Annotated in this window: 24 protein-coding genes; 21 read left to right on the top strand and 3 right to left on the bottom strand. The window is 64.2% G+C overall.

Going from position 1 to position 16,390, the window contains the following annotated elements:
• Nucleotides 1-17: 17 nt before the first annotated feature.
• The 3 genes from GTZ97_RS08900 to GTZ97_RS08890 are packed head-to-tail and all read right to left on the bottom strand — an operon-like array spanning nt 18 to nt 1,720.
• Entirely contained in the window at nt 18-734 is a 717-nt protein-coding gene (locus GTZ97_RS08900) for a BON domain-containing protein (protein WP_161650229.1), read from the bottom strand.
• Nucleotides 731-1,312: an SIS domain-containing protein gene (locus GTZ97_RS08895; protein WP_161650228.1), complete on the bottom strand. Its 582-nt coding sequence runs from the start codon at nt 1,310-1,312 to the stop codon at nt 731-733. The genes GTZ97_RS08900 and GTZ97_RS08895 overlap by 4 nt, the downstream gene beginning before the upstream one ends.
• A 15-nt stretch (nt 1,313-1,327) precedes the next feature.
• A complete protein-coding gene (locus GTZ97_RS08890; RefSeq protein ID WP_161650326.1) occupies nt 1,328-1,720 on the bottom strand; it encodes a YraN family protein in 393 nt (130 codons plus the stop codon).
• Here GTZ97_RS08890 and rsmI point away from each other — a divergent pair.
• From rsmI to GTZ97_RS08785, 21 genes are all read left to right on the top strand, one after another.
• Nucleotides 1,719-2,630 carry a 16S rRNA (cytidine(1402)-2'-O)-methyltransferase gene (gene rsmI / locus GTZ97_RS08885; RefSeq protein ID WP_161650327.1) on the top strand — a complete coding sequence of 304 codons (912 nt, stop codon included), beginning with the start codon at nt 1,719-1,721 and terminating at the stop codon, nt 2,628-2,630. The genes GTZ97_RS08890 and rsmI overlap by 2 nt on opposite strands.
• 167 nt (nt 2,631-2,797) lie before the next feature.
• A complete protein-coding gene (locus tag GTZ97_RS08880) occupies nt 2,798-3,760 on the top strand; it encodes an esterase/lipase family protein (RefSeq protein ID WP_161650227.1) in 963 nt (320 codons plus the stop codon).
• A gap of 252 nt (nt 3,761-4,012) precedes the next feature.
• A complete protein-coding gene (locus GTZ97_RS08875) occupies nt 4,013-4,966 on the top strand; it encodes an esterase/lipase family protein (protein WP_161650226.1) in 954 nt (317 codons plus the stop codon).
• A gap of 102 nt (nt 4,967-5,068) precedes the next feature.
• Nucleotides 5,069-6,001 carry a lipase secretion chaperone gene (locus tag GTZ97_RS08870; RefSeq protein ID WP_161650225.1) on the top strand — a complete coding sequence of 311 codons (933 nt, stop codon included), beginning with the start codon at nt 5,069-5,071 and terminating at the stop codon, nt 5,999-6,001.
• Nucleotides 6,002-6,034: 33 nt separating this feature from the next.
• Nucleotides 6,035-7,495: a metalloprotease TldD gene (tldD, locus tag GTZ97_RS08865; protein WP_161650224.1), complete on the top strand. Its 1,461-nt coding sequence runs from the start codon at nt 6,035-6,037 to the stop codon at nt 7,493-7,495.
• A 248-nt stretch (nt 7,496-7,743) separates the two neighbouring features.
• Nucleotides 7,744-8,112, top strand: a complete 369-nt coding sequence (rplN, locus tag GTZ97_RS08860; RefSeq protein WP_161650223.1) for a 50S ribosomal protein L14 — start codon at nt 7,744-7,746, stop codon at nt 8,110-8,112.
• Between the two features lie 39 nt (nt 8,113-8,151).
• Nucleotides 8,152-8,469 carry a 50S ribosomal protein L24 gene (gene rplX, locus GTZ97_RS08855; RefSeq protein WP_161650222.1) on the top strand — a complete coding sequence of 106 codons (318 nt, stop codon included), beginning with the start codon at nt 8,152-8,154 and terminating at the stop codon, nt 8,467-8,469.
• 11 nt (nt 8,470-8,480) lie between these two features.
• A complete protein-coding gene (rplE, locus tag GTZ97_RS08850) occupies nt 8,481-9,032 on the top strand; it encodes a 50S ribosomal protein L5 (RefSeq protein ID WP_161650221.1) in 552 nt (183 codons plus the stop codon).
• Between the two features lie 8 nt (nt 9,033-9,040).
• Nucleotides 9,041-9,346, top strand: coding sequence for a 30S ribosomal protein S14 (rpsN, locus tag GTZ97_RS08845; RefSeq protein ID WP_161650220.1), 306 nt, complete (start codon nt 9,041-9,043; stop codon nt 9,344-9,346).
• Between the two features lie 30 nt (nt 9,347-9,376).
• Entirely contained in the window at nt 9,377-9,772 is a 396-nt protein-coding gene (rpsH, locus tag GTZ97_RS08840; protein ID WP_161650219.1) for a 30S ribosomal protein S8, read from the top strand.
• Between the two features lie 16 nt (nt 9,773-9,788).
• Entirely contained in the window at nt 9,789-10,322 is a 534-nt protein-coding gene (rplF, locus tag GTZ97_RS08835; RefSeq protein ID WP_161650218.1) for a 50S ribosomal protein L6, read from the top strand.
• 14 nt (nt 10,323-10,336) lie between these two features.
• Nucleotides 10,337-10,696, top strand: coding sequence for a 50S ribosomal protein L18 (rplR, locus tag GTZ97_RS08830; protein WP_161650217.1), 360 nt, complete (start codon nt 10,337-10,339; stop codon nt 10,694-10,696).
• Nucleotides 10,697-10,723: 27 nt separating this feature from the next.
• A complete protein-coding gene (rpsE, locus tag GTZ97_RS08825) occupies nt 10,724-11,242 on the top strand; it encodes a 30S ribosomal protein S5 (protein ID WP_161650216.1) in 519 nt (172 codons plus the stop codon).
• Between the two features lie 13 nt (nt 11,243-11,255).
• Nucleotides 11,256-11,438, top strand: coding sequence for a 50S ribosomal protein L30 (gene rpmD / locus GTZ97_RS08820; protein WP_161650215.1), 183 nt, complete (start codon nt 11,256-11,258; stop codon nt 11,436-11,438).
• Nucleotides 11,439-11,461: 23 nt separating this feature from the next.
• Nucleotides 11,462-11,896 carry a 50S ribosomal protein L15 gene (gene rplO / locus GTZ97_RS08815; protein WP_161650214.1) on the top strand — a complete coding sequence of 145 codons (435 nt, stop codon included), beginning with the start codon at nt 11,462-11,464 and terminating at the stop codon, nt 11,894-11,896.
• Between the two features lie 32 nt (nt 11,897-11,928).
• Entirely contained in the window at nt 11,929-13,239 is a 1,311-nt protein-coding gene (secY, locus tag GTZ97_RS08810; protein ID WP_161650213.1) for a preprotein translocase subunit SecY, read from the top strand.
• Between the two features lie 124 nt (nt 13,240-13,363).
• A complete protein-coding gene (gene rpmJ, locus GTZ97_RS08805) occupies nt 13,364-13,477 on the top strand; it encodes a 50S ribosomal protein L36 (RefSeq protein WP_035036301.1) in 114 nt (37 codons plus the stop codon).
• 38 nt (nt 13,478-13,515) lie between these two features.
• On the top strand, nt 13,516-13,878 hold the full coding sequence (rpsM, locus tag GTZ97_RS08800) for a 30S ribosomal protein S13 (RefSeq protein WP_161650212.1): 363 nt from the start codon (nt 13,516-13,518) through the stop codon (nt 13,876-13,878).
• A 35-nt stretch (nt 13,879-13,913) separates the two neighbouring features.
• Nucleotides 13,914-14,318 (top strand): 30S ribosomal protein S11, encoded by a 405-nt coding sequence (gene rpsK, locus GTZ97_RS08795; RefSeq protein WP_161650211.1) that lies wholly within the window; start codon nt 13,914-13,916, stop codon nt 14,316-14,318.
• Between the two features lie 272 nt (nt 14,319-14,590).
• Nucleotides 14,591-15,214, top strand: coding sequence for a 30S ribosomal protein S4 (rpsD, locus tag GTZ97_RS08790; protein ID WP_161650210.1), 624 nt, complete (start codon nt 14,591-14,593; stop codon nt 15,212-15,214).
• 149 nt (nt 15,215-15,363) lie between these two features.
• Entirely contained in the window at nt 15,364-16,359 is a 996-nt protein-coding gene (locus GTZ97_RS08785; RefSeq protein ID WP_161650209.1) for a DNA-directed RNA polymerase subunit alpha, read from the top strand.
• Nucleotides 16,360-16,390 lie beyond the last annotated feature (31 nt).

Here is a 16,390-nt window from a genome sequence, read left to right as displayed (position 1 = left end):
CCCGTCCGGGCCTTCCGTCAGGGCGCCGATGAACCCGAAGGCGCCGGCAGCGAGCTGCCCGGCGCCGGGCGTGGCAGACGTCCGGCCAATTCGTCCTCGCTGATGTACTCGAACACCTTGACCACGCGGCGCACGCCCGAGATGGTCGACACCAGTTCAGAGGCGCTGCGTGCCTCGCGTTCGGTCACGATGCCCATCAGGTAGACCTCGCCACGGGCCACCACCACATCGAAAGCGTTGGACATCAGGTCACGCGCATCGACCAGGGTGGCGCGCACCTTGGTCGCCAGCACGGCGTCCGACGAGCGGGTGGAGAGCGTGGCCGCCGGCCCGACCACCAGTTCGTTGACCACGCCGTTGACGTTTTCCACGGCCGCCACGGCCGAAGCCACGGCGGCCCGATCGGCTTCGGTGGGCACCTCTCCGGTGATCAGCACGCGGCGGTTGTAGGCGTTGACGCTCACGCGGCCGCGGTCGCTGAGCACTTCACGGATGCGGTTGCTGGCCTTGAGCTGGATGGCCTTGTCCTCGACCAGCGCGCCCGACGTCCGACGGTCGGTGGCCATCATTGCGCCGCCCACGGCGGTGCCCAGCACCAGCGGTGCGCAGGCCGTCAGGCTGGCGACGGCCAGCGTCGCGGCCGTCAGGCCCATGGCCACTCGGGTGGCCAGGCGTGGCGTGATGCCGGCGGTCAGCGTGCGGCGGGTGGGGCAAGGGGGCGTCAAACGGGTCATCCGGCAGCATCTCCTAATAAACAGGTGTCCACGGCATGGCACAGGCCATCGAGGGCCAGCCATGCCACGGCAAACAGGGTGCCTGCGTGTGCGCAGGGCAGTGGCACCCACACGTCGGTGTCGCGCAGCAGGGGGCCTAGCGTCTGAGCCGACTCTCCGGTGAAGACCACCAGCGTCATGTCGAGTTCCCTGGCCGACGCGGTGGCGGCGCGCAGGTCGGCTTCGTCGCGCTCCAATGAGAACGCCAGCCAGATGTCACCCGGGTGGCCCCAGGCCCGGACTTGCTGATCCAGGGAGGGGGCATCCGGGTGGGCCGGCGCCTGCAGGTGCATGGCGGCCAGCGGTGGGCGTTCACGGCCTACACCGCGCATCAGGCCCTGGGCCGCCTGGCTGGCCAGCCATTGCGCTTCGGCCTCGCCTGCGCACAGCACCCGGCCGCCGGCCGTCACGGAGTGGATGATGGCCTGCGCCGCGTAGTTCAGTTGCAGCGCCAGCCGCTCGGAGGACTGATACAGCCAGTCCGCCGCTTCCAGCATGGGCTGCTGCACGAAGGCCTGTTGAAACGGGGATTCCGACATGGGCGGCATGATAAGTCAGCCCGCCGCCGAGGCGTCGAAGGCGGCCGGAATCCACTGCAAGTGGTCGCCGTCGATGGCCACGACATCGAAGCGACAGGGCGGCCACGCCGTGGGCCAGCGCTGCAGGTAATGCTGCGCGCCCAGGATGCAAGCGCGCTGCTTGCTGTACGAAACCGATGCCGCGGCACCCCCGTGCGCGCGGCCATGCCGCTGCCGCACCTCGACGAACACCACGGTGCCGTCGGGTTCCTGCATGATGAGATCGATTTCTGCGCCGCGTCTGGACGGGCCGCGGGCCACCCGATAATTGCGGGCCAGCAATGTCCAGCCGCGGGACTGCAGGTACGCCAGCGCCCGCGACTCACCTCTTTCTCCCAGGGATGTCGTCGTGACCTTTGATGCCAAGATGCTGCTCCAGGCGGCCCAACAGGTGGCCGGGGGTCAACAGTATCCCAAAGGTGCGCTTTACCTCGTGCCCACGCCCATCGGCAACCTGGCCGATGTCAGCCTGCGTGCCGTGCAGGTGCTGGCGCTGGCCGACGTGGTGGCGTGCGAGGACACCCGCGTCACCGGCGGCTTGCTGCGCCTGCTGGGGCTCGACAAGCGCCTGATGGCCTTGCATGAGCACAACGAAGCCGAAGCTGCCGCTGGCGTGGTGGCGGCGCTCGCCGATGGTCACCGGGTGGCCTATGTCAGCGATGCGGGCACCCCGGCGGTGTCCGATCCCGGCGCACGCTTGGTCGCGACTGTGCGCGAATCTGGGTATCGCGTCGTACCGTTGCCCGGGCCCTCCAGTGTGACCACGGCCTTGTCGGCGGCGGGCGACGTTACGGCGCAGGGCTTCCGGTTCCTCGGTTTCCTGCCCGCCAAGGGGGGCGCCCGTGATGCGGCGCTCGACATCGCCGTCGGGGCGGGGGCGCGCGGCGGCGACAGCATCGTGCTGTTCGAGGCGCCGCACCGCATCGCTGCACTCGCGCAGGCCTGGGCCCGGCGTGCGCCCGACAGCCGGGTGACGCTGGCGCGCGAACTCACCAAACAGTTCGAGGAAGTGGTCACGCTCACGGCGGCGGACTGGCCGGCATGGCTGCAGGCCGACCCGCATCGCGAGCGGGGCGAGTACGTGATCGTGGCGCACGCGCGCCTTGCGCCCGCCGTGGTTGACGCACCGACGCTGAGCCCCGCCCAGGCGGCTGTGCTGCAGGCGCTGGCTGCGCACCTGCCCGTCAAGCAGGCGGCGGGTTTGATGGCCGATCTCACCGGCCTGCCCCGCAAGCAGCTGTACGAGCTGGCGCAACAGGCACGTGACGCCGGAGCGTGACGCCCGCGCGACGCGGCGCGCCCTTTGACGACAGGTGGCTGGCAGGCGGGGCGAGTGTCCGCCAAAACCAGGGTTGACACGGGCTCATCGCATTAACGAAGTACGTATAACGTCATCACGTGATTTTCACGTGATGAATGTTGCCTTCGTTCTGAGGAGAGAGACCCATGACCTTCCGTTCCGCACGCCTGGCGTGCTCGGCCTTGGCCGCCACGGCCGCGCTCGTGTGCGCGGCCCCCGCCCAGGCGCAGCTGCTCAACCTGTTCACCAAGCCCGCCAAGACGAAGCACCCGATCGTGCTGGTCCACGGCTTCATTGGCTTTGACAACATCGCCGGCGTCGTCAATTACTTCTATGACATCCCGGGCAACCTGCGCAAGGAAGGCGCGACCGTCTACATCGCGTCGGTGAACCCGTCGCAGACCACGGAGTTCCGTGGCGAAGAGCTGATCCAGCAGATGAAGCAGTGGGCCGCCGCCGACGGCGTCACCAAGTTCAACCTGATCGGACACAGCCACGGTGGCCCGACCGTACGCTACGCCGCGGGCACCGTCCCGCAGATGGTCGCCAGCGTCAGCACCATGGCCGGCACCCATTTCGGCAGCAAGGTCGCTGATGTCGTGCTGGCGGGCACCACCCCCGGCGGCGGCTTTGACCAGACCGCCACGGCGGGCCTGAAGCTGATCTCCTGGCTGACCGGCAACAAGACCACTTCCGACACCGACCTGCTGACCGCGCTGAAGGCCCTGAGCAGCGAAGGCTCGGCCGCCTTCAACGCGAAGTTCCCGACTGCCGCACCGACCACCCCCTGTGGTCAGGGCCCCGAGCAGGCCAGCATCCGCGGCAATGCCATTCGTTGGTACTCGTTCTCGGGCACTGCCGTGAAGACCAATGGCTGGGACGTGTCGGATCCCATCCTCGCCGGCACCGCCACCTACTTCGGTGATGAGGCCAACGACGGTCTGGTCGGCCGCTGTTCCAGCCGCTGGGGCAAGGTCATCCGCGACAACTACCCTTGGAACCACCTGGACGAAATCAACCAGGTGCTCGGCGCCATCGGCAAGGATGCGCCGGATCCGGTTGCGTTCTACGTGCAGCATGCCAACCGCCTGAAGTGGGCTGGCCTGTGATGCACTGAGGGTGGGCTGCTGCCTACCCGGGAAAGGCGGTCTGTGTCATGCGCAGACCGCTTTTTCATTGGGGCCACGCCGCCGGTATGGGCTAGCCCGGAGAGGTGGGTTAACCCGTTTGGGGACGCTTGAACACAGGGCGGGACAGACCCGGGAAATCAGGGTGAACGCTAAGTTGTGCATTTAACGCGACACATATAAATGAGCCAGTGCACACCGCACACCCCGCTTCACTGATCGAGGAGAGAGACCATGAAGACCCGTACCTTGTGTTCCGCTCTGGCAGCCGCAGCCACCCTGGCCTGCGCCGTGCCAGCCCAAGCCCAGTTGCTCAACCTGTTCACCAAGCCGGCCAAGACCAAGCACCCCATCGTGCTGGTGCATGGCTTCATCGGCTTTGACAACATCCTGGGCGCTGTCAATTACTTCTACGACATCCCTGGCAACCTGCGCAGGCAAGGCGCCACCGTGTACATCGCGTCGGTGAACCCTTCGCAGACCACCGAGTTCCGCGGTGAAGAGCTGATCCAGCAAATGAAGCAGTGGGCCGCCGCGGACGGCGTCACCAAGTTCAACCTGTTCGGTCACAGCCATGGCGGCCCGACCGTGCGTTACGCTGCCGGCACCGTGCCGCACATGGTTGCCAGCGTCAGCACCATGGCAGGCACCCACTTCGGCAGCAAGGTCGCTGACGAGATCGGCGCCAACACCACCCCGGGCGGTGGCTTCGACCAGGCCGCCACCTTCGGCCTGAAGCTGATCTCATGGCTCACCGGCAACAAGACCACCTCGGACACCGACCTGCTGACGGCGCTGAAGGCCCTGAGCACCGAAGGCTCTGCGGAGTTCAATGCCAAGTTCCCCACGGCCGCGCCCACCACCCCCTGCGGCCAGGGCCCCGAGCAAGCCAGCATCCGTGGCAACGCCATGCGCTGGTACTCGTTCTCGGGCACCGCCGTGAAGACCAACGGCTGGGACATCTCCGATGCCATCCTCGCCGGCACGGCCACCTACTTCAAGGACGAGCCCAACGACGGTCTGGTGTCGCGCTGCTCCAGCCACTGGGGCCGGGTCATCCGTGACGACTATCCCTGGAACCACCTGGACCAGATCAACCACGTACTGGGCACCATTGGCAAGGATGCACCGGATCCCGTGGCCTTCTACATCCAGCACGCCACGCGTCTGAAGAACGCCGGTCTGTGATGATGTCACCGGGGTGTCGCCTGTCCCTGGCAGGCTGACCTCCCGGTGCGCCCGCCTGGTCAGCGGGCGCGATGTCGAACCTGTGAGAGAAAAGGACAAGCCATGCTGCAGCGTGGATGGATGGTGGCAGCGGCCGTTGGCGTGGTGCTGACAGCCGGTGCCGGTTGGGCTTGGTTGCAGGACCGGGCAGGGCAGGAGTCTGTCGCTGGCCAGGCGGGCGACGGCTGGGGCATGATTCGCTCCGGCGTTGGCACGGACGGGCAGGCCGCTGCAGACGGCAATGCGCAGGGCGCGCCCATGTCGGCCGCGCAGGTGCGCCACAAGCTGTTCAAGGAAGGCTCGTTTGCCGGCACCGAACCCCATGGCGAGTGGTGTGTGCGTGGCGAGGCGCTCCAACCTTGTGCCGGCCTGCGTGGCCGTTTTGAGTACTACCTGCTGGCGATCGGTGAGGTGCCCATGAGCGCGATCCGCACGCTGGTGGCCGATGAGGCAGAGCGCGACGTGGGTGCCAAGCTGGCGGGCGACGTCATGGGCATCTGGGACCGCTACCTGCAGGTGCGCAGCTACAAGCCCCGCACCGCCTTTCAGCAAGAGCAATTGCACACCTGGATGCCCGTGCTGGCCGATCTGCGTGCGCAGCGGCGCCAGGTCCTGGGCGACGAATGGGCGAAGGCCTTCTACGCCGACGAAGAAGCCAATTTCGAGCGCATGTACGCGCAGATCCAGTCGGGCATGCCCCCGCCGCCCGATCCGGGCGAGCCCGTCCCGCAGATGGCGCCCGGCAAGGATCCGGCCGCCGTCCACGCCGAGCGCGTGGCCCGCTACGGCCCCGAAGCCGCCGCGCGCCTGGCCAAGGTTGACGAAGAGTGGGCTGACTGGGAGCGCCGCCTGTCGGCTGCCCGCAAGGAGTGGGACCGTCTGCAGGCCAGCGCGGGCCTGTCCGATGTACAGCGCCGCCAGCAGATGGCCGGCTACGTCGAGCAACACTTCAAGGATGAAGAGCACCTGCGCGTGCAGGCCTTGCTCAAGTTGTGAGCACATTGGCGCGACGGTGCCTACAATCTACGCATGATCGCCGTCGACGCCACCCTTGCCCGTCTCCAGACCGCCCGCCAGTACCTGCTGGATCCTTTCGGTCTGGACGAGTCCACCCTGCTCAAGGCGCTGCGCCTCATCACCGAGCACCGCATCGACGACGCGGACCTGTACTTCCAGTACACGCGCAGCGAAGGCTGGAGCCTGGAAGAAGGCATCGTCAAGTCCGGCAGCTTTGGCATTGACCAGGGCGTGGGCGTGCGGGCCATCGCCGGCGAGAAGACGGCGTTTGCCTACTCCGACGACATCTCCGAGGCCGCCCTGCTGGACGCAGCGCGCACGGTGCGCACCATCGCGGCGGCCGGCCAGAGCCGTCGCGTCAAGGTCGGCGCGCACGAGGTGGCCGCCAGCCGCAGCCTGTATGGCGGCTTCGACCCCATCGCTTCCATGGACAGTGCAGCCAAGGTGGCCCTGCTCGAAGACGTCGAGCGCCGCGCCCGTGCCAAGGATCCGCGCGTTGTGCAGGTCATGGCCGGCCTGGGCTGCGAGTACGACGTCGTCCTCGTCGCGCGTGCCGACGGCACCCTGGCTGCCGACGTTCGCCCCCTGATCCGGCTGTCCGTGACCGTGATCGCCGAACAAAACGGTCGCCGCGAGGTGGGCTCCTCCGGTGGTGGCGGCCGTCACGACCTGTCGTACTTCACGCCTGACATCGCCCAGCAATACGTCGATCAGGCTGTCCACGCGGCGCTGGTCAACCTCGAGTCGCGCCCCGCGCCCGCAGGAGAGATGACCGTGGTGCTGGGCAACGGCTGGCCCGGCGTGCTGCTGCACGAGGCCGTCGGCCACGGGCTGGAGGGCGACTTCAACCGCAAGGGCTCCAGCGTTTACGCCGGCCGCATTGGTCAGCGCGTGGCCGCCAAGGGCGTCACGGTGCTGGACGACGGCACGCTGCCCGACCGCCGTGGCTCGCTCAACATCGACGACGAAGGCCATGTCAGCCAGCGCAATGTGCTCATCGAAGACGGCATCCTGCGCGGTTACATCCAAGACGCCACCAACGCTCGCCTGATGAAAGTGGCCCGCACGGGCAACGGCCGTCGCGAGAGCTACGCCCACCTGCCCATGCCCCGCATGACCAACACTTACATGCTGGCTGGGGACAAGGATCCGCAGGAAATCATCGCCTCACTCGACCGCGGCCTGTACGCCGTCAACTTCGGGGGTGGCCAGGTCGACATCACCTCTGGCAAGTTCGTGTTCTCCGCCTCCGAGGCCTATTGGGTCGAAAACGGCAAGATCCAGTACCCGGTCAAGGGCGCCACCCTGATTGGCAACGGTCCGGACGCCATGACCCGCGTCAGCATGATTGGCAACGATCTGGCGCTCGACAGCGGGGTAGGCACCTGCGGCAAGGAAGGCCAGAGCGTGCCCGTGGGGGTGGGGCAGCCCACCCTGCGCATCGACGGCCTCACGGTAGGCGGCACTGCCTGATGTTTTTTGCGCGCAGGCCTTGACCGGCTTGCGCAAAGCCGTGCATAATGCAAGGCTTCGCTGATTGAGCGGCATGGCTTTGGCCCCAAAGCCCACCTTGGATGACCCCTTCGGGAGTCAGTTGAGGCTGCGGTGGGGAATCTCGGAGCCGGTTGTTTGATCAGATCCGCCCGTTCTACGGGCCCAAGACTGATGGTTCGTTGTTGCGCAGTGGTTTGTGCAGCCGAATAGTCAAGTTGGGGTACACCATGATCCAAATGCAATCGCGACTGGACGTCGCAGACAACACGGGTGCCAAGAGCGTCATGTGCATCAAGGTGCTCGGTGGCTCTAAGCGTCGTTACGCCGGTATCGGCGACATCATCAAGGTCAGCATCAAGGAAGCTGCGCCGCGTGGCCGCGTCAAGAAGGGCGAGGTCTACAACGCTGTGGTCGTGCGCACCGCCAAGGGCGTGCGTCGCCAGGACGGCTCGTTGATCAAGTTCGACGGCAACGCCGCTGTGCTGCTCAACACCAAGCTGGAGCCGATCGGCACCCGCATCTTCGGCCCGGTCACGCGTGAACTGCGTACCGAGCGCTTCATGAAGATCGTGTCGCTGGCCCCCGAGGTCCTCTGATCCCTCGGTGCACCGTCAGGTAAGGCAAAGGACGTTCTCATGAACAAGATTCGCAAAGGCGACCAGGTCATCGTTCTGACCGGTCGCGACAAAGGCAAGCGTGGCACCGTGGCTGCCCGTGTGGATGTCGACCACGTGCTGGTCGATGGTGTGAACGTGGTGAAGAAGCACGTGCGCCCCAACCCCCTGAAGGGCACCACCGGCGGCATCGTGGACAAGACCATGCCGATCCACCAGTCCAACGTGGCGATTTTCAACCCTGCTTCTGGCAAGGCTGACCGCGTCGGCATCAAGCTCCTGGAAGACGGCAAGAAAGTGCGCGTCTACAAATCCAGCGGCGAAGAAATCAAGGCTTGACGAGGTTTCTCATGGCTCAACAACAAGCTCGCCTGCAGCAGATCTACCGCGAAAAGATCGTGCCCGAACTGATGAAGCAGTTCGGCTACAAGTCGATCATGGAAGTGCCGCGCCTGACGAAGATCACCCTGAACATGGGTGTCTCCGAAGCCGTCTCGGACAAGAAGGTCATGGACCACGCCGTGGGCGACCTGACCAAGATCGCCGGCCAGAAGCCCGTGGTCACCAAGTCCAAGAAGGCCATCGCCGGTTTCAAAATCCGCGAAAACGTGCCCATCGGCTGCATGGTCACCCTGCGCGGCGTGACGATGTACGAATTCCTGGACCGCTTCGTCACCATCTCGCTGCCCCGCGTGCGTGACTTCCGTGGTATTTCGGGTCGTTCGTTTGACGGTCGCGGCAACTACAACGTCGGCGTCAAAGAGCAGATCATCTTCCCGGAAATCGAGTACGACAAGATCGATGCCATCCGTGGTCTGAACATCAGCATCACGACGACGGCCAAGACCGACGAAGAAGCCAAGGCCCTGCTGCAGGCTTTCAAGTTCCCGTTCAAGAACTGAGGTACATCGTGGCAAAAGTCTCTCTGAAGCAGCGCGAAGAAAAGCGCGAAAAGCTGGTTGCCAAGTACGCCAAGAAGTACGCCGAACTGAAGGCCATCATCGACGACGCCTCCAAGTCGGAAGAAGAGCGCTACGCCGCTCGTCTTGAACTGCAGAAGCTGCCCCGTAACGCCAACCCGACCCGTCTGCGCAACCGCTGCAACCTGACCGGTCGTCCCCGCGGTACGTTCCGCCAGTTTGGCCTGGGCCGTACCAAGATCCGTGAATTGGCTTTCGCTGGCGACATCCCTGGTGTCACCAAGGCGAGCTGGTAATCCCAGCCGGGCACGAACAGGAGTTTTCCCATGAGCATGAGTGATCCCATCGCCGACATGCTGACACGCATTCGCAACGCGCAAATGGTCAACAAGACCAGCGTTGCCCTGCCGTCGTCCAAGCTGAAGGTCGCGATTGCCCAGGTCCTGAAGGACGAGGGCTACATCGACGGTTTCGCCGTCACCGGCGAGGCTGCCAAGCCCACGCTGGAAATCGCGTTGAAGTACTACGCAGGTCGCCCGGTCATCGAGCGCATCGAGCGTGTGTCCCGTCCCGGTCTGCGCATCTACAAGGGCCGTCACGACATTCCTCAGGTCATGAATGGCCTGGGTGTGGCCATCGTGACCACCCCCAAGGGTGTCATGACCGACCGCAAGGCGCGCGCTGCCGGCATCGGTGGCGAAGTGCTCTGCTACGTCGCCTGATCGAGGAGCAATCGCAATGTCCCGCGTTGGAAAAATGCCGATCGCCGTCCCTCAAGGTGTGGACGTGAAGATCACCCCCGAAGCCGTGACCGTCAAGGGCGGCCTCGGTTCCCTGAACCTGCCGCTGAACCCCCTGGTGTCCGTGACCCAGGATGGTGCTGTGCTGAAGGTTGCTCCGGCCAACGAGAGTGCAGAAGCCGACGCCATGTCGGGCACCTTCCGCGCGCTGCTGGCCAACAACGTCAACGGCGTCAGCAAGGGCTTCGAGAAGAAGCTGACCCTGGTCGGCGTGGGCTTCCGCGCCCAGGCTCAAGGTCAGAAGCTGAACCTGCAGATTGGTTTCTCTCACCCTGTGGTGAAGGACATGCCTGAAGGCATCAAGGTCGAGACGCCGTCTCAGACTGAGATCCTGATCAAGGGCACGAACCGCCAGGTCGTCGGTCAGATCGCTGCCGAAGTGCGTGCGTTCCGTCCGCCCGAGCCTTACAAGGGCAAGGGCATCCGCTATGCGGACGAGCGCGTGGTCCTCAAAGAGACCAAGAAGAAGTAAGGAGCTGATTCATCATGGCAACCAGCAAGAAGGAACAGCGCCTGCGTCGTGCGCGCCAGACCCGTGCTCGCATCGCCCTGCAAGGCGCCGTGCGTCTGACGGTCTACCGTTCGAACCTGCACATCTACGCCAACGTCATCTCTGGCGACGGCACCAAGGTGATCGCCTCGGCTTCGACCGCAGAGAAGGAAGTGCGCGACCAGGTCAAGAACGGTGGCAACGCCGAAGCTGCAGCCTTGATCGGCAAGCGCATTGCCGAGAAGGCGAAGGCTGCTGGCGTCGAGAAGGTCGCATTCGACCGCGCCGGCTACCAGTATCACGGCCGCATCAAGGCGCTGGCCGATGCCGCTCGCGAAGCGGGTCTCCAGTTCTAAGCCGTCTGCTACCGGAAGGAATACCAAATGGCTAAGTTTCAACCGAAGGTCGCGGACGAAGGTCGTGACGACGGTCTGCGCGAGAAGATGATCCAGGTGAACCGCGTGACCAAGGTGGTCAAGGGCGGTCGGATCATGGGTTTTGCTGCCCTCACCGTGGTCGGTGACGGCGATGGCCGCATCGGCATGGGCAAGGGCAAGGCGCGTGAAGTGCCGCTGGCTGTTCAAAAGGCCATGGACCAAGCCCGTCGCAACATGCTGCGCGTGCCGCTCAAGGAAGGTTCCGTGTTCCACAACGTGACTGGCGAACACGGCGCTGCCAAGGTGCTGATCGCTCGTGCACCGGCTGGTACCGGCATCATTGCTGGCGGCCCGATGCGCGCCGTCTTCGAAGTCATGGGCATCACCGATGTCGTGGCCAAGAGCCTGGGCTCGTCGAACCCTTACAACATGGTTCGCGCCACCCTGGACGCCCTGAAGAAGGCTTCGACGCCTGCCGAAGTGGCTGCCAAGCGTGGTCTGACCGTTGAACAACTGTTCAACTGAACGGAGCGCTGAGATGAGCGAGAAGAAAACCATCACGGTCAAGCTGGTTCGCAGCGTGATCGGTACCAAGGCCGATCACCGTGCCACCGTCAAGGGCCTGGGTCTGCGTCGCCTGAACAGCACCGCAGTCCTGGAAGACACCCCGGCGGTGCGCGGCATGATCAACAAGGTTCGCTACATGGTGGTGGTGCTGTAAAGCGCCACGTGCTGGAGAAATCCATGGAACTCAATACCATCAAGCCCTCCGAGGGCGCCAAGCATGCCAAGCGCCGTGTCGGCCGTGGCATCGGCTCCGGCCTGGGCAAGACCTGCGGCCGCGGCCACAAGGGTCAGAAGTCCCGCGCTGGCGGCTACCACAAGGTCGGTTTCGAAGGCGGCCAGATGCCGCTGCAGCGCCGTCTGCCCAAGCGCGGCTTCAAGTCGCACCTGCTGAAGTTCAATGCCGAGATCACCCTGGGTGAGCTGCAGGCGCTGGGCGCGGCTGAGGTCGACATCCTGGTGCTGAAGCAGGCTGGTCTGGTGCCCCAGATCGCCAAGAACGTGAAGGTCATCAAGTCGGGCGAGCTGAGTGCAAAGGTGTCTCTGAAGGGCATCGGTGCAACGGCGGGTGCCAAGGCTGCCATCGAGGCCGCCGGCGGTTCCCTGGCCGAGTGATTCCGGACGTCTGTCGAACAGGATTCTGAAGCGTGGCAACCTCACCCACCCAACTGGCCAAGAGCGGCAAGTTCGGCGATCTGCAACGCCGGCTGGTGTTCCTGCTGCTGGCGCTGGTCGTTTACCGTATCGGGGCGCATATCCCCGTGCCCGGTATCGACCCGGCGCAGCTGCAGCAGCTGTTCAAAGGCCAGTCGGGCGGCATTCTGAACCTGTTCAACATGTTCTCGGGCGGGGCGCTGTCGCGCTTCACCGTCTTCGCGCTCGGCATCATGCCGTACATCTCGGCGTCCATCATCATGCAGATGCTGGGCTATGTGGTGCCGACGCTTGAGGCGCTGAAGAAGGAAGGCGAAGCCGGCCGTCGCAAGATCACGCAGTACACGCGTTACGCCACGCTCGGTCTGGCGCTGTTTCAGTCCTTCGGCATTGCCGTGGCGCTGGAGGGCACGCCGGGTCTGGTGATCGATCCGGGCTTCGGGTTCCGCATGACGGCTGTGATCAGTCTGACGGCGGGCACGATGTTCCTGATGTGGCTGGGTGAGCAGATCACCGAGCGGGGTCTGGGCAACGGCATCTCGATCCTGATCTTTGCAGGCATCGTGGCAGGTCTGCCGAGCGCGCTGGGTGGTTTGTTCGAGCTGATCCGCACGGGTTCTATGAGCATCATCGCTGCGTTGATCATCGTGGCGCTGGTGATCGCTGTGACCTACTTCGTGGTGTTCGTCGAGCGGGGCCAACGCAAGATCCTGGTCAATTACGCCAAGCGTCAGGTGGGCAACAAGGTCTATGGTGGCCAGTCGTCGCACCTGCCGTTGAAGGTCAACATGGCCGGTGTGATCCCGCCGATCTTTGCTTCGTCGATCATCCTGTTGCCGGCGACGGCGGTGGGTTGGTTTGCGACGGGTGACAGCATGCGCTGGCTCAAGGATGTGGCAGCAGTGCTGTCGCCGGGTCAGCCGATCTATGTGATCCTGTATGCGGTTGCCATCATCTTCTTCTGCTTCTTCTACACCGCGCTGGTGTTCAACAGCAAAGAGACGGCGGACAACCTGAAGAAGAGTGGTGCATTCATTCCGGGCATCCGTCCGGGAGACCAGACGGCGCGTTACATCGACAAGATCCTCGCTCGTCTGACCCTGGTTGGTGCGCTCTACATCACGGCAGTCTGTCTGCTGCCTGAGTTCCTGGTGCTGAAGTACAACGTACCGTTCTACTTCGGCGGGACTTCCCTGCTGATCATCGTGGTCGTCACGATGGACTTCTGGGCCCAGGTGCAGTCGTACGTGATGTCGCAGCAGTATGAATCGCTGCTGAAGAAGGCGAATTTCAAGGCGGGCTGAGGCCCGACCTGAGCAAGATTTGACTCGTGCTCGCATCGTGTTCCGGGCGAAGTGAGCTGTTGTTTGGTGACCCCGGAAGCGTGGGCGAATTTCCGTTGAGCGATCAACGGTTCAGGAGAAGACCATGAAAGTCTCGGCATCCGTCAAGAAGATGTGCCGTAATTGCAAAATCATCCGCCGCAAGGGCGTGGTTCGCGTGATCTGCACCGACCCGCGTCACAAGCAGCGTCAAGGCTGATCGCCTGACCTGGCGACACACGCGTTCAGAGGACCGTTATGGCACGTATTGCTGGCATCAACATTCCGCCGCACAAGCACACCGAAATTGGCTTGACGTCGATCTATGGCATTGGTCGCACCACCGCGCAGAAGATCTGCACGGCTGCAGGCATTCCCTTCAACAAGAAGATCAAGGAACTGACCGACAGCGACCTGGAGAAGCTTCGTGAAGAAGTGGGCAAGCTCACCATTGAAGGTGACCTGCGCCGCGAGCTCACGATGAACATCAAGCGCCTGATGGACCTGGGCTGCTACCGCGGCTTCCGTCATCGCCGCGGCCTGCCCTGCCGCGGTCAGCGCACCCGCACCAACGCCCGTACTCGCAAGGGTCCGCGCAAGGCAATCGCTGGCAAGAAGTGATCGCGCTTCTTTGACCGAGTTCGAGAGAAAGTACCATGGCTAAATCACCTTCGAACAGCGCTGCCCGTCGTGTGAGCAAGAAGGTCCGCAAGAACATTGCGGACGGCATTGCACACGTGCACGCATCGTTCAACAACACCATCATCACCATCACCGACCGTCAAGGCAACGCCCTGTCGTGGGCTTCGTCGGGTGGTCAGGGCTTCAAGGGCTCGCGTAAGTCGACTCCCTTCGCAGCCCAGGTGGCGGCTGAAGTGGCCGGCCGCGCTGCTCAAGAGCAAGGCATCAAGAACCTCGACGTCGAGATCAAGGGCCCCGGTCCTGGCCGCGAGTCGTCGGTTCGTGCACTGGCCTCGCTGGGCATCCGCATCAACTCGATCTCGGATGTGACCCCCGTGCCGCACAACGGCTGCCGCCCTCAGAAGCGTCGCCGCATCTGATGCCGGTCGCGGTGCCTGCTGGCATCGCAAGCCTCACGCCTCGCTGGCCTGTTCGGTCGGCGGGGTGTTCGCTTTGTCGAAAGCCGTTTTGGTTTTCGATTGAAAACTCGCTGTACAATGGCGAGTTTTGTCGTGGTCGCCTGACTGCGGGTCTGTGGCCCGCGTGCGGCGACATCTGTTGAAGCCCACTGTTTGCCGAACCGTATTGGCAGACTCGCGTCGGCTGGTCGCATCGAGGCGACCCTGACGTCAGACATACAAGGACACGAAACGTGGCACGTTACCTCGGACCCAAGGCCAAACTGGCCCGCCGCGAAGGCACCGACCTGTTCCTCAAGAGCGCCCGTCGCCCCATCAGCGACAAGGCCAAGTTCGACACCAAGCCGGGCCAGCACGGTCGCACCTCCGGCTCGCGCACCTCTGACTTCGGCCTGCAACTGCGTGAAAAGCAGAAGGTCAAGCGCATGTACGGCGTGCTGGAAAAGCAATTCCGCCGCTACTTCGCTGAAGCCGAGCGCCGCAAGGGCAGCACCGGCCTGAACCTGCTGCTGCTGCTGGAATCGCGCCTGGACAACGTGGTGTACCGCATGGGTTTTGCCTCGACGCGCGCTGAAGCCCGTCAGTTGGTGAGCCACAAGGGTGTGGTCGTCAACGGCGAAGTCGTGAACATTCCGTCGTACCTGGTGAAGTCGGGTGACGTGGTGTCGGTGCGCGACAAGGCCAAGAAGCAGGCCCGCGTGCAGGAAGCATTCAAGCTGGCCGAGTCCATCGGTCTGCCGAGCTGGGTGCAAGTGGACGGTGCCAAGCTGGAAGGCACGTTCAAGAAGTCGCCTGACCGCGACGAGTTCGGCTCCGACATCAACGAATCGCTGATCGTCGAACTGTATTCGCGTTGATCGGTTCGCGCATGGCGCGTGCTGGCCTGGTGCCGGTGCGCGCTTGCTCGTTTCCGCATTCAGATTTTCAGGGCCGGAGCCAGTGTGGTTCCGGTTGGTCCAGCAGCCTTATCGGTGTAACGAGCCGAGGGTATTGACAGGAAGACCTCATGCAAACCAATTTGCTGAAACCCAAAGCCATCCAAGTGGAGCCGCTCGGCGGTCACCGCGCCAAGGTCACGCTCGAGCCGTTCGAGCGGGGCTATGGTCACACGCTGGGCAACGCGCTGCGTCGCGTGCTGCTGTCGTCGATGGTGGGTTTCGCGCCGACGGAAGTCACGATCGCCGGCGTGCTGCACGAGTACTCGGCCATCGATGGCGTGCAGGAAGACGTGGTTCACATCATGCTGAACCTCAAGGGCGTGGTGTTCCGTCTGCACAACCGCGACGAAGTCACGCTGGTGCTGCGCAAGGATGGCGAGGGCCCGGTCACGGCTGCCGACATCCAGACGCCGCATGACGTCGAGATCGTCAACCGCGATCACGTCATTGCCCATCTGTCGCAAGGTGGCAAGCTCGACATGCAGATCAAGGTCGAGAAGGGCCGTGGTTATGTGCCGGGTAACGTGCGTCGCTATGGCGAAGAGAGCAGCAAGTCCATCGGCCGTATCGTGCTGGACGCGTCGTTCTCGCCCGTCAAGCGCGTGAGCTACACCGTCGAGAGCGCCCGCGTGGAGCAGCGCACCGACCTGGACAAGCTGGTCATGGAGATCGAAACCAACGGCGCCATCTCGCCGGAGGACGCGATCCGCATGTCCGCGAAGATCCTGGTCGAGCAACTGGCTGTGTTCGCGCAGCTGGAAGGCCCTGCCGACGCGCTGGGTGGCGGCACGGGCGACTACGCCGCACCGGGTCCGGTCTTCGACCCGATCCTGCTGCGCCCGGTCGACGAGCTCGAGCTCACCGTGCGTTCGGCCAACTGCCTCAAGGCCGAGAACATCTACTACATCGGCGACCTCATCCAGCGTACCGAGACCGAACTGCTCAAGACCCCGAACCTGGGTCGCAAGTCGCTCAACGAGATCAAGGAAGTGCTGGCCTCGCGTGGTCTGGCCCTGGGCTCCCGTCTGGAAGCCTGGCCGCCCCAAGGCCTGGACAAGCGCTGAAGTTTTTTGAAGGTGGACGCCCCAGAGGGCG

Source organism: Aquabacterium fontiphilum (assembly GCF_009909205.1).
In the GTDB taxonomy this organism is placed as follows: domain Bacteria; phylum Pseudomonadota; class Gammaproteobacteria; order Burkholderiales; family Burkholderiaceae_C; genus Aquabacterium; species Aquabacterium fontiphilum.
This window is presented reverse-complemented; position numbering and strand designations above follow the sequence as displayed.